The following is a 12,913-nucleotide window of genomic DNA, read 5'->3' on the forward strand; positions in this document are numbered from 1 at the left end:
ATTTGGCCTTTTAAATGACATAAAAATGTAACTTTATCCAGCTGTCGCCAATACTTGACACCTTATCAAGATAATTGATGTATTTGTCGGTAATTGATGTTTTTTACTCCTTTCCCATGTTTCTTCCGCTTTTATCGTTTTAGCTAAATCATTTCGTTCCACGTAACAAAACTGTCATCATTGAGAAATATAATGCCCACAGTTTAAATACCATTCAGAGGATACCAATGGCAGAGGAATTTTCCCTGTCGCTTGCTGGGAGTCGCAAGCGGTTGGTAACAGATAAATTAGCAAAGTATGGGGTTACCACTGGCGCTGTTTTAGTGTTGACTGCCTTACTGTTGATTTTTGTTTACCTTCTTTACGTTGTGCAGCCAATTTTTGAAAGTGCTGACATCGAAAAACAGACCACGTTAAAGGTGCAAAGCCAAGGAAAAACATTGGCCTTGGGCATGGAAGAGCAAAATGAAATCGCCTATCGCATGACGGATGGGGGCCTAGTTGAATTTATTTCGCTACAGGGCGAGTCGTCAGGCTCGGTTATCTTGCAAAAGCAATTAGCGGGTAAGGTGACAGCGTTTAGTCAAACCATTCCATCGAAAGGGATGATGGTATACGGCTTTGACGATGGCACCATTCAAATTATTCATCCAGATTTTGAGGTTTCATACCCAAACGATCAGCGCTTAATTGAGCCTTCGGTCTCTTACCCATTAGGTGAGTCACATCTAACGATAGATGAGTCTGGCGGTGCGATTAAGCACTTAGCATTTGAAATGTCCGACGAACAAGCTGGTATTGCTGCTGTTATGGCCGATGGTCGCGCTGTGTTTATGGCTCTAACGGCTGAGCAAAACATGATGACCGAAGAGGTCACTTGGACGCCAGTTAGCACTGTGTTGCCGGATGCTCCCGCTAAAGTTGATCAAATACTGTTATTGCCAAACCTTCGTAACTTATATCTACGCAGCGGCAATCGTTTGGCTATCTATGATATTTCAGATGTTGACGATGTTCATCTCACTACCATGATGGATATTAATTCACCGGGTGCTAACGTAACAAAAGTTCGTCTGTTAACCGGTGCGAGTTCATTGATTGTTGGTAATGACAATGGTGACATATCGCAGTGGTTTGAAGTCGTTAAAGATGGCAGCCGTAAGTTAACGTTAATTCGTGAGTTTAAGGCCGAAGCAGGCATTATTGATATCGCTCCTGAGTTCTTCCGCAAAGGTTTTCTTACACTTGATGATGAGGGTTACCTAGGTATTTTCCATACCACAGGTAATACACGTTTACTTTCTGAAAAACTGTCAGACAAGCCATTAGAAGCCGTTGCTATTTCACCGCGAGCAAATGCTATTTTAGTTGAAGAGCCAGGTCTTTTGAGCCTTTATCATCTTGATAATGAGCACCCAGAGGTGACTTGGTCAGCATTATGGCAAGAGGTGTGGTACGAAGGTTATCCTGAGCCGGATTATGTTTGGCAGTCAACCTCTGCCAGTGATGAATTTGAGCCTAAATTAAGCTTAGTGCCGATTTCGTTTGGTACCATTAAAGCGGCTTTTTACGCGATGTTATTTGCCGTGCCAATCGCATTAGCTGGCGCGATTTATACCGCTTACTTTATGTCTGCGCCTGTACGTTCAATAGTGAAACCCACCGTTGAGCTGATGGAAGCATTACCTACGGTTATTCTCGGTTTCTTAGCTGGCTTATGGCTAGCGCCGATTGTTGAAGAAAACCTGCCTGGTATTGTGATGCTGATTATTGGTTTGCCTATTGGTGTGCTGCTGGCTGCGTTTATTTGGCATAACTTGCCAAAATCAATTAAACAAGCAACGCCTGAAGGTGCGCATTCACTCATATTAATTCCTGTGGTTATCCTCGTTGGTTATGCCGCGTTTGCCTTGAGCACGCCAGTTGAATATTGGTTGTTTGGAGGCGATGCGCGTAAGTTTCTTACTAATGAATTAGGCATTGATTTTGACCAACGTAACTCATTAGTGGTGGGGATTGCGATGGGCTTTGCGGTTATTCCAACTATTTACTCCATTGCAGAAGATGCGGTATTTAGTGTGCCGAAACACTTGACCAATGGTTCACTTGCCTTAGGGGCGACCAGCTGGCAAACCTTAGTTCGCGTGGTTATTTTGACTGCTAGTCCAGGTATTTTCTCTGCTGTCATGATGGGTCTTGGTCGCGCAGTTGGCGAAACCATGATTGTATTGATGGCAACGGGTAACACGCCATTAATGGACTGGAGTATTTTCCAAGGTATGCGAACTTTAGCGGCTAACATCGCGGTAGAAATGCCTGAATCGGAAGTAGGTAGCTCTCATTATCGAGTGTTGTTCCTAGCTGCTTTCGTATTATTTGTTTTCACTTTTTGTTTTAACACTGTCGCCGAGTTTGTGCGCCAGCGTTTACGTGAAAAGTACTCTAGCCTGTAACTGAGAGATTAAGATGAGAAATTGGTTTAAATCGGGTGCGCCATGGATCTGGATGACCGGAGGCGCCGTCTCTATTAGCTTAGTGGCTGTAGTGGGTTTACTGGTTCTGATTGCTTGGCGTGGACTTAGCTTTTTTTGGCCAAGCACCGTCTATGAATTTGACCTAGAAGAGCTAAATGGCCAGCGTCACACAGTGATCGGTGAGTTATATGACTCGGAAAAGGTCAGCGCCGAGCGTGTTTTATCGTCGGGCGTGAAGCTACCAGAGCAACATGATGAAGTTATCACACGTTACCTACTTAAAACCGGTAACCGTGAATACGTTGATTTGGACTTCCGTTGGATAATGGAAACGCAAATTAAAACTAAAACGGCGCCACAAGATATTGCCGTATTTGAACGTTCAACCAACGGTAATTTTTATGGTTATGTTGAAGGTTTACTTGAAGCTGGTGAAGCTGTTAATGCCACGGACAAACGCGCTGAGTTAATCAAGCGGATGGAGCGTGCTATCGCGCTGAATCAGCAAGCCGATGATTTGCAACATGGCCCTATTGGTAGCATTAACTACGAGCTTGAGCGTTTACGCTTAAAAGAGCGTGGCTTAGCGCTTAATGGTGAGCTTGATGAGGCTGCTAAAGCTGATTTTGAAGCCCAACGCCAAGCCTTACATGATGACTACTTGGTGCTGGAAAAGGAACTATTTGCATTTCGTGACCAAGCTTCCCGTGATGCGGTGATTGTGCGTGACATGGATGGTCGCCAAGTTACTTTACCGATGCAAAAAGTATTAGATGTTCATTTTCCAAATGACATGGGATTTTTTGCAAAATTTGGTCATTGGGTTCATCAGTTAGCCAAGTTTGTAAGTTCAGACCCACGTGAAGCAAATACCGAAGGCGGGGTCTTCCCTGCTATCTTCGGCACCGTATTTATGGTGATGTTAATGGCTGTAATCGTCACCCCATTAGGTGTGGTCGCGGCTATTTATCTGCATGAATATGCTAAAAAAGGTCCGATTACTAAGATGATCCGTATTGCGGTGATTAACTTAGCGGGTGTGCCTTCAATTGTTTATGGCGTATTTGGCCTTGGTTTCTTTGTGTATATGGTTGGTGGTAGTTTAGATCAAATTTTCTATCCAGAAGCGTTGCCAAGTCCAACCTTTGGTTCACCGGGTGTTATTTGGTCAGCCCTGACGTTGGCGATTTTGACGCTGCCTGTAGTGATAGTATCGACCGAAGAAGGTTTATCTCGTATTCCTTCATCGGTACGCCAAGGCTCATTGGCACTGGGCGCCACAAAAGCAGAAACCTTATGGCGCATTATTGTGCCAATGGCAAGCCCAGCGATTATGACAGGGTTGATCTTGGCTGTAGCACGTGCTGCAGGTGAAGTTGCACCTTTAATGCTGGTGGGCGTGGTTAAAATGGCGCCGACATTACCTCTTGATGGCAACTTCCCATACTTCCATTTAGAGCGTAAATTTATGCACTTAGGTTTCCACATTTATGATGTTGGCTTCCAGAGTCCGAACGTAGAGGCGGCACGTCCGCTGGTGTACGCAACGGCATTCTTGTTGGTTACTGTGATCATTGGCTTAAACATGTCAGCGATTAGTATCCGCAACCGTTTACGCGAAAAATTCAGATCCTTGGATCAGTAATCCAGGTCATAAAGAACAGATAAAAGGTAACAAACATGATTTCAGTAGCACCTACTACGGCGAATGCCCAAGCGCTAGACCTGGCTAATTTAACTGAAGCGCAAACAGCGTTAGAAATAAAAGATCTGAATTTATACTATGGCAGCAAACAAGCGCTGTTTGATGTCAGTATGAAAATACCTAAGGGCCAAGTGACTGCTTTTATCGGTCCTTCTGGCTGTGGTAAATCAACCTTATTGCGCTGTATTAACCGCATGAACGATCTGGTTGATATTTGTCGTATCGAAGGCCAAATAGACCTTCACGGTACAAATATCTATGATCGCAATGTTGACGTTGCGGCTTTACGCCGTCGCGTTGGCATGGTGTTTCAGCGTCCGAACCCGTTCCCTAAATCCATTTACGAGAATGTGGTTTATGGGCTACGTTTACAAGGCATAAAAGACCGTCGTACGTTAGATGAAGCTGTTGAGCGCTCTTTACGCGGCGCGGCATTGTGGGATGAAGTGAAAGATCGTTTACACGATAATGCATTTGGTTTATCTGGTGGTCAGCAGCAACGTTTGGTGATTGCTCGTGCCATTGCGATTGAGCCAGAAGTATTGCTACTCGATGAGCCAACTTCAGCACTTGATCCTATTTCAACTTTAGTTATCGAAGAATTGATTAATGAGCTAAAGAGTAAGTACACCGTTGTGATTGTTACTCATAACATGCAACAAGCCGCGCGCGTTTCAGACCAAACGGCGTTTATGTACATGGGCGAGTTAATTGAATACGCGGATACTAATACCTTATTTACGACGCCAAGCTTAAAGAAAACCGAAGATTACATTACTGGCCGTTACGGCTAGGCCCGAGGAGCAAACAATGGATAACATGAATTTAAACAAACACATCTCGGGTCAGTTTAATGCTGAATTAGAGAATGTGCGTAACCAAGTGTTGGTTATGGGTGGTTTGGTTGAACAGCAAATGAACGACGTTATTGATGCTGTACATGCTCAAGAAAAAGAAGTCGCCAAGCGTGTGGTAGAGCGTGACCGTAAGGTTAACTCATTGGAAGTGTCGATTGATGAGGAGTGTACTCGTATTATTGCCAAGCGCCAACCTGCAGCCAGTGATTTGCGCTTAGTTATCGCGATTATTAAAACCATTGCTGATTTAGAGCGTATTGGTGATGAAGCTAAACAAGTGGCACATATGGTGATTGATAATGCCAATAAGACCCAGCCGCCATTAGTGAGTGTTGAGCACATGGGTCGCAATGTGGTGAAAATGCTACATGATTCATTAGATGCATTTGCTCGTATGGATGTGGAAGCGGCCATCAAAATTCATGCCTCAGATATTAAAGTAAACCGTGAATACGAAAGTGTTGTTCGTGAACTGATGACATTTATGATGGAAGATCCACGCTCGATCCCGAACGTCTTAAAAGTACTATGGGCGGCGCGGGCAATGGAACGAGTGGGCGATCGTTGTAAAAATATTTGCGAGTACATTATCTACTTTGTAAAAGGTAAAGATGTACGCCATATTGACAGTAATGAAATGGAATCGTTGCTGAAGTAAATTGATGTAAAAGCGGCTTAGTCCATAAAAAACGGAGGCAATGCCTCCGTTTTTTTATGGCCTATAAATAATTTAGATTAGGGCAATTAAAGTCAGAAAATATAATCGGTTAGCCCTAGTAAAATTGACTAATATTATCTTATCAATAATAAGTCATGAGTCTATTTATGATGAGAATTAAACAAGGTATCGCGCTGCACATTCATATCACAGGCTTATTTGTTTGTTTAATCTTAGTTTGTGGGCTCACCCTTGCGGGGTACAGCTATTCCCAAATCAGCAAGTTGATTATTGAAGCTTCAGAAGAGGTGTTTCAACGAGCAGATCGTGAAATTGAAACCAATGTTGAGTCAAGCTATCAAAAAGTGCAAAAGCTTTTAAGCTTATTATCTCAAGGCCAGTTGGGGCAGGGGAAAACGCTAGAGCAGCGTCACACCACTTTTGCTCAGTTATGGCAGATTATACAAGTTAATCCTGATATGAACGCTGTTTATGCTGGTTACGATACTGGTGACTTTTACTATTTAAGCAAAATTCACCCGCATCAGAAAGAGCCATTGCCTATCGCGGCTCAAACAGCCAGTTATTTGCTCACGACCGTTGAGCATCAGCAAAGTAAGCGGCAAGTGTGGCATCAATACTACAACGAGCAAGGGCAGTTTGTTTATGGCGACGAAGGCCGTGGCTATGATTTTGATCCGCGCTTAAGGCCTTGGTATCAAGGGGCGATGACGAAAGATGAGATCACGATAACTGAACCCTATATTTTTAATAGCTCTCAGCTACTTGGTATTACTTTTGCGTTAAAGGCGCCTAATGGTCATGCTGTGGTCGCGGTTGATTTTACCTTGGCTTCTTTATCAGCTTCCCTCGTTAATCGAGATCTTCCTTTAGGCTCTGAGTTAGTTATTTTAGACAAACAAGCTCAGGTCATCGCTTATCAAGATCCTAGCCTGTTAGTCGGGAATGATGAAGCCAAATTAATCCATGTCAACGAACTCAATAATGCCGCGCTAGATTATGTTTTCAAGCACTATGAAATTAAAGAGCAAGAATTCAGCTTCGATTTAGCAGGGGAAAACTGGCTTGGGAATGTTTCATTGCTGACTTTTTCTAATCAAGGGGACTACTATTTGATGGTACTGACCCCCACCAGCGCGCTATTAAAAAATGCCCATCAAATTCGTAATAATGCCGTCTATATTGCTGTTTTTATCATTATATTGACGCTGCCTATTGCTTGGTTTTTTTCGCAGCTAATCTCACGTCCACTTAAACGATTAACCATTGAGCTGCAGAATATTAAAAATTTTGATTTCAGTACGTCCATCAATGATAAATCCATTGTCAGTGAGGTCTCAGAGCTAGCCAGTGTCGCGGCATCAATGAAAAACACCATTAGTCAGTTTCAACAATTATCAAGCAAGTTATCTGCCCATCAATCGCTCGATGGGTTACTTAATAGCGTGCTGATGGAAAGTGTTGCGATGACTAAAGCCCAAGGTGGCATGATCTTTCTCTACGACAAGGCAACACAAACTTACCTGCACAGTAAAACGTTATTGCCAGATTGTGGCTACAAGCAATCGAAAATTATCGCTAAGGCCAGCGTTGATGAGGCGGATAAAATTTTACAAAAAAGTGGTTTTCTGGCAAAACCCAACAGTGTGTTGGTTAGCCAACATCAGCTTAGTCAAGACTCATCCTTACTAGAAGGTCTGTTTAAAGAAGCGCTCAATATTCAAAATATTGCCATCACTTGGGTTAAATTAACTAATCGTAATCAAGAGCCGTTAGGCATTTTGGCAATGATAGAAAGCTCAGATCAAGCGAGCAGTCATGAAACCAGTTTTATTGAAGTGCTGTCGGGCTATTGTGGCTTAGCGATAGAAAGTCAATTGTTGTTAACCGAACAAAAAGAACTACTGGACAGCTTTATCGAATTGATTGCCAGCGCTATCGATAGTAAGTCTCCTTATACTGGTGGACATTGCTCACGAGTACCTGAAATTACCCAAATGCTTGCCCATGCCGCTTGCAGTGAAACAAAAGGCCAATATAAAGATTTTGAGCTCAGCCAAGAGCAATGGAAAGAACTGCATATTGCGTCTTGGCTGCATGACTGCGGCAAAATCACCACGCCTGAATTTGTGGTGGATAAAGCCACTAAGCTTGAGACCATTTATAACCGCATTCATGAAATAAGAATGCGTTTTGAATTATTGAAATCACAAGCCCATTGTGACTATTGGCAAGGTGTGGCAACAGGGCAATCACAAGTTGAATTAGCGAAAGTAAGAGATGAGCTACTTAGCCAGTTAGATGAAGAGTTTGCTTTTGTGGCCAAATGCAATATCGGCAGTGAATATATGTCGCCAGAGTATGCTCAGCGCTTGGCACAGATAGCGCAACGAACCTGGACTCGTACTCTAGATGATCGCTTAGGACTATCTAAAGAAGAAATGTCACGCAAATCCAGCACTGCAGCTACATTACCTGTTACTGAACGTTTATTGGCCGATAAGGCCGAGCATTTAGTGCCAAGAGATGATGCCATGTTAACGGCTCCCGGTAACCCTTGGGGTTTTGATATGACGGTGCCTGAATACATGTATGATCGCGGCGAATTACATAACCTGTCGATTCAACGTGGCACGCTGACTGCTGAAGATCGCTTTATCATCAACTCGCACATTGTCTATACCTCGGTGATGTTGTCTAAATTGGCTTTACCACAGAACTTGAAAGATGTGCCAGTGATTGCAGCCAGCCATCACGAGAGAATGGATGGCACCGGTTATCCGAAAAGAATTCCAGCAGGCGAGCTTCCCTTAACGGCGCGAATGATGATGATTGCCGATGTGTTTGAGGCCCTAACTGCTTCAGATAGACCTTATAAGGAGGCCAAAACACTCAGTGAAGCGATTAAAATTATGAGCTTTATGGTGCAAGATAATCACCTTGATGGCGACTTATTTGAATTGTTTTTACGATCTGGCGTCTACCTTGACTATGCACAGATGTATTTACCCGATACGCAAATTGATGCTGTTGAATTAGCTGACTACGGGATTGATGTGACGTCAGTTGAATCGCCATCGCCGTTGATAACGGCGTAAGTTGCTAACAAAACGTTTAAATTACGGTAATAGCGAGGTAATTGTTCGCTTTTTGAGCCAGTTAAATAAACAAAATTTTCGTCAATGGCGGAAATAAGGTATCGTTAGCGCGAAAATTTATCTTTAACCGAACCAGAGTTAACTATGATCATTAAACCTAAAATTCGTGGCTTTATTTGTACTACTACGCACCCTGTTGGCTGTGACGCTAACGTGGCAGAGCAAATTGCATTTACTAAAGCAAAAGGTCCGGTCACCAACGGTCCAAAAAAAGTATTAGTATTAGGCTCGTCAGCAGGTTACGGCTTGTCTTCACGTATTGCAGCGGCATTTGGCTCAGGCGCAGCAACGATCGGCGTCTGTTTTGAAAAGCCAGGCACAGAGAAAAAGCCTGGCTCAGCAGGCTGGTACAACAGCGCTGCATTTGACAAATACGCGAAAGAAGCGGGTTTGTACGCAAAAACCATTAATGGCGATGCATTTTCTCATGAAGCTAAAGCGAAAGTTATCGAACTGATCAAGCAAGATCTTGGCGAAATCGACCTGGTGGTTTACTCATTAGCATCGCCTGTTCGTAAAATGCCTGACACTGGTGAAGTGGTTCGTTCAAGCTTAAAGCCAATTGGTCAAACTTACACGTCTACTGCTATCGACACTAACAAAGACGTTATTATTGAAGCCAGTGTAGAGCCTGCGACTGATGAAGAAGTGGCAAATACAGTAACTGTCATGGGCGGCCAAGATTGGGAGCTTTGGATTGAAGCCCTTGCTGAGGCGGGTGTATTGGCTAAAGGTGCACAAACCGTTGCTTATTCTTACATTGGCACCGAAATTACTTGGCCAATTTACTGGCACGGCGCGTTAGGTAAAGCGAAAGAAGATTTAGATCGCGCTTCAGCTGAGTTAAATAAAAAACTAGCCGCTGTAGACGGCGCCGCTTATGTTTCGGTACTGAAAAGTGTTGTAACACAAGCCAGTGCTGCCATTCCTGTGATGCCGTTATACCTTGCTATGGCATTTAAAATTATGCGCGCACAAGGTATCCACGAAGGGTGTATGGATCAAATCTATCGCCTGTTTGATGCTCGCCTTTACAAAGTTGATGGCAGTGCGCCAGAGACTGACGATTCTAACCGTTTACGTTTAGATGACTGGGAGCTTCGTGATAGTGTACAAGATGCTTGTAAAGCGCTTTGGCCACAGGTGACCACGGAAAACTTATTTGAATTGACCGACTACCAGTTATACAAAGATGAGTTCTTAAAACTGTTTGGCTTTGGTGTGGCAGGCGTTGATTATGATGCTGATGTGGCAACGGAAGTCGACTTTGATTGTATTGAGCTTTAAGCCTAAATACTCTCAATAAAGCTTTGTTGGATCAAAAAACGCGCTGACCGAGAGGTTCGCGCGTTTTTTGCTTTCTAAGCGTTGATCTTACAAGCGTTAACATCACTGGTTTATGGTATATTTTGCTTAGTTTTCAAAGCCAGATAGACGACATGGATAGTTTAAGTCGAGTAATTAAATTAACGGATTATATTGAAGCACATTTACCTCAATGTTTTACTTTAGAGCACTTGTCTCATTGGTTGGGTGTCAGTAAGTGGCATTTGCAGCGCGAGTTTAAAGAGTTAACAGGGCAATCCATAGGTCAATACAGTACTGGGCGAAAACTGAGCCTTGCAGCAGCAGAACTGGCCGATTCCCCTCTTAGAATCATTGATATTGCTTTGAATTATGGCTTTGAGTCGCAAGAAGCGTTTGCCCGAGCGTTTAAGCGTCACTTTGGTATTTCACCAAAAAATATTAAGGGGCAACCACTTTGGGCACAACAAATTAAGTCACAGCCACTGACCCGTGCCTATCTTGAATGTTACGCCGAGTTGCGTGCAATTACGCCTACTGTTGTTACTTTACCTGCGGCAGAATACTTAGCTTTACCGGCTACACTTAATTCTATTCGTCATGGTTCAAACGATTTTTTTCAGGATTTCTCTGCACTCTGGCAATCATTTGAGCAGGAAGTTTCAGCACTTGGACTGGACACATCAATGGACCGCTATTACTCAATGGAATTTATCAACCGTTGTCATCATGAAACGGGACTCTTTATGATGTTGGCGGCGATACAGGTTGAAGGGTTAGGTGTTGCTCTACCTAAAGAGTATGACTTGATCTTGTTTCAGGTAAAACAGCAACGTTACCATTGTTTTGAGTTGACTGATGTTTTTAAGGTAAAGCACTTTTTACGTTATTTATTCGAGCACTATTTACCTGAGCAACAGTTAGCATTGGTAGAGTTTCCGGTATTGTGGCAGGGCACTGAAGATGGCAAATTATTAGGCTATTTTCCTTTAATTGATGATCTTAGCAGTGAAGCGTTGCCCGTTGGCTTGAGTATTTCGGAGCAGTTGATTCAAATACCTGACCTTAACATGCGGATTTTATCCACTCAGTTACCTTTTAGTTTAAGCCAAGTATCAGAGCGTTTAGTGGCACTATTTGAGCGTTGGCCTGAGGTGACTAATATGGCTAATGGTGATATTTCACCAACGTTAAATCAAGGTAAAGCCGTTTTAATTGGTGAACATGGCTCGGCACAGTTTAGTCCTGAGCATGAATTTCATGCTTCGTTCATGGATCTTAATTTAGCTGATAAATCAACGTTGCCAAATAGCGAAGTAATAACCCTTACTGCTGCTTCGTACTTGAAATGCCAGCTGCAAGGAACCCTCGCGCAAATTGATTTCGCACTTAACTACGTTTACAACTTTTATTTGTGGGATTCTCCTTATTATCAGGTAAGGGGGCATGAATGGATCAGCAATATCAAAAACGATGGCGAACATTATCAGTTTGAGCTCTGGTTGCCCGTTAAATTGCGCAATGGCCGAAAAGCATAAAGGTCATTTTATGTGTTTGCATATTTACAAAATCAGCATAGGGCCTCAAAGTGAGGCCCTGATAAGCTCGTTTATTAAAACATAAAATTAGCAATCGTCTTCTGAATACCGACTACATTCGTCCCTTTTTTCAGCTCTTTAACGATAGGGGCAGATGAACCTGATACCCAAATTTTTAGTTCTGAGTCCATGTCAAAGGTGCCTGCTGATTCAACGCAAAAGTGCGTAATCGATTTATAAGGTATGGAGTGGTATTCCACTTTTGAACCAGTGATCCCTTGTTTATCTATCATGATCAAGCGTTTGTTAGTAAACACGAACATATCTCTAATGAGCTTGTAGGCTAGAGCCAGTTCTTCGTTATCTGCCATAATTGGTGACAATTCGGCGCTAAGCTCTGCTAAGTTTACTTCAGATGCGTTGCCCATTAAGGCATCAAAAATTCCCATATTGCTTCTCGTTGATGAGTGAGTCAGGGCTTTAGATTAGAACGAACAGTAACAATGAACAAGTATGAAACAGAAGATCTAACTTTATTGGCTTCTTACCAGAGAGATTAATAATAGTAAAATAAGTCCAAATGCACTGCAGCCCAGTACAAAGCCTAGAACTGCTAGTAAGGACTTTTTTATTCCTTGTAAAATAACTGACATGAGTTTTTCCTGATTTTATTTATCACCACGTCCCTAAAAGGGCAGCTAACCGTAACTAGCTGCCAAGGCTTGCAGGGAGTTAATAAAAGCTTATTTTTGCTACTGTATCGGCAGTAACGGCAAATTTGACTTGGTTCATACTTGGCGGCCCCATTAATGTTGGATTTTGTGAGTAACCGTAAGGCTCAAGGGGCATTCCTTGGGCGCTCATTTTTAAGTCGCCATCCTGATCCAAATCTTGCATCACAAAAATAGCGTAATCGCCTGTCGGGACGTCATCAATGATAATAGGTTGGCTGGCTTGAGCTAGACTATAAGTCTGGGTTAATTGAGTGGGATCGCCTCTTAAGTCGTCAGTGCTTTTATACAAAAATACTTTAACATCCCCTTCGTCACGGGTGAGGTTACCTAGCTCAATAGTGAGCTGGTGCGTTTTCCCGTCGTTAATTGTGGTTGGTTGTTCACTACCACATGCGCTTAGTGCTAACACTATGCTAGTTATCAGTAAGGTTTTTTTCATTTTCATTCCTCAGTTTACTTAGTC

Annotated in this window: 9 protein-coding genes; 7 read left to right on the forward strand and 2 right to left on the reverse strand. The window is 42.9% G+C overall.

All coding sequences use genetic code 11. From position 1 onward, the window contains the following. Nucleotides 1-227 precede the first annotated feature (227 nt). The 7 genes from K1M91_RS02880 to K1M91_RS02910 all read left to right on the forward strand — a co-directional run bounded on the left by K1M91_RS02880 (nucleotide 228) and on the right by K1M91_RS02910 (nucleotide 11,716). Nucleotides 228-2,453, forward strand: coding sequence for an ABC transporter permease subunit (locus K1M91_RS02880; protein ID WP_232800057.1), 2,226 nt, complete (start codon nucleotides 228-230; stop codon nucleotides 2,451-2,453). Between the two features lie 13 nt (nucleotides 2,454-2,466). Next, nucleotides 2,467-4,119 (forward strand): phosphate ABC transporter permease PstA, encoded by a 1,653-nt coding sequence (pstA, locus tag K1M91_RS02885; protein ID WP_232800058.1) that lies wholly within the window; start codon nucleotides 2,467-2,469, stop codon nucleotides 4,117-4,119. A gap of 35 nt (nucleotides 4,120-4,154) precedes the next feature. Beyond that, complete coding sequence (pstB, locus tag K1M91_RS02890; RefSeq protein WP_232800059.1) at nucleotides 4,155-4,973, forward strand: phosphate ABC transporter ATP-binding protein PstB; 819 nt, start codon at nucleotides 4,155-4,157, stop codon at nucleotides 4,971-4,973. 16 nt (nucleotides 4,974-4,989) lie between these two features. Next, nucleotides 4,990-5,694, forward strand: coding sequence for a phosphate signaling complex protein PhoU (gene phoU / locus K1M91_RS02895; protein WP_232800060.1), 705 nt, complete (start codon nucleotides 4,990-4,992; stop codon nucleotides 5,692-5,694). Between the two features lie 167 nt (nucleotides 5,695-5,861). Further along, nucleotides 5,862-8,813, forward strand: coding sequence for an HD domain-containing phosphohydrolase (locus K1M91_RS02900; protein WP_232800061.1), 2,952 nt, complete (start codon nucleotides 5,862-5,864; stop codon nucleotides 8,811-8,813). A 144-nt stretch (nucleotides 8,814-8,957) separates the two neighbouring features. Continuing rightward, nucleotides 8,958-10,160 carry an enoyl-ACP reductase FabV gene (fabV, locus tag K1M91_RS02905; protein ID WP_232800062.1) on the forward strand — a complete coding sequence of 401 codons (1,203 nt, stop codon included), beginning with the start codon at nucleotides 8,958-8,960 and terminating at the stop codon, nucleotides 10,158-10,160. Nucleotides 10,161-10,282: 122 nt separating this feature from the next. After that, nucleotides 10,283-11,716 (forward strand): AraC family transcriptional regulator, encoded by a 1,434-nt coding sequence (locus K1M91_RS02910; protein WP_232800063.1) that lies wholly within the window; start codon nucleotides 10,283-10,285, stop codon nucleotides 11,714-11,716. A 74-nt stretch (nucleotides 11,717-11,790) separates the two neighbouring features. Here K1M91_RS02910 and K1M91_RS02915 read toward each other — a convergent pair whose 3' ends face one another. Both K1M91_RS02915 and K1M91_RS02920 read right to left on the reverse strand, forming a co-directional pair. Beyond that, on the reverse strand, nucleotides 11,791-12,165 hold the full coding sequence (locus tag K1M91_RS02915; protein WP_232800064.1) for a PH domain-containing protein: 375 nt from the start codon (nucleotides 12,163-12,165) through the stop codon (nucleotides 11,791-11,793). Between the two features lie 283 nt (nucleotides 12,166-12,448). Beyond that, nucleotides 12,449-12,889, reverse strand: coding sequence for a DUF2141 domain-containing protein (locus tag K1M91_RS02920; protein WP_232800065.1), 441 nt, complete (start codon nucleotides 12,887-12,889; stop codon nucleotides 12,449-12,451). Between the last annotated feature and the right edge of the window lie 24 nt (nucleotides 12,890-12,913).

This window comes from Motilimonas sp. E26 (assembly GCF_021278025.1).
Classification (GTDB): domain Bacteria; phylum Pseudomonadota; class Gammaproteobacteria; order Enterobacterales; family CBDFNC01; genus Motilimonas.

Coding starts and splice junctions, on each gene's coding strand:
- K1M91_RS02880 (WP_232800057.1), top strand. CDS start 228: ATGGCAGAGGAATTTTCCCTGTCGCTTGCTGGGAGTCGCAAGCGGTTG.
- pstA (WP_232800058.1), top strand. CDS start 2,467: ATGAGAAATTGGTTTAAATCGGGTGCGCCATGGATCTGGATGACCGGA.
- pstB (WP_232800059.1), top strand. CDS start 4,155: ATGATTTCAGTAGCACCTACTACGGCGAATGCCCAAGCGCTAGACCTG.
- phoU (WP_232800060.1), top strand. CDS start 4,990: ATGGATAACATGAATTTAAACAAACACATCTCGGGTCAGTTTAATGCT.
- K1M91_RS02900 (WP_232800061.1), top strand. CDS start 5,862: ATGATGAGAATTAAACAAGGTATCGCGCTGCACATTCATATCACAGGC.
- fabV (WP_232800062.1), top strand. CDS start 8,958: ATGATCATTAAACCTAAAATTCGTGGCTTTATTTGTACTACTACGCAC.
- K1M91_RS02915 (WP_232800064.1), bottom strand. CDS start 12,165: ATGGGAATTTTTGATGCCTTAATGGGCAACGCATCTGAAGTAAACTTA.
- K1M91_RS02920 (WP_232800065.1), bottom strand. CDS start 12,889: ATGAAAAAAACCTTACTGATAACTAGCATAGTGTTAGCACTAAGCGCA.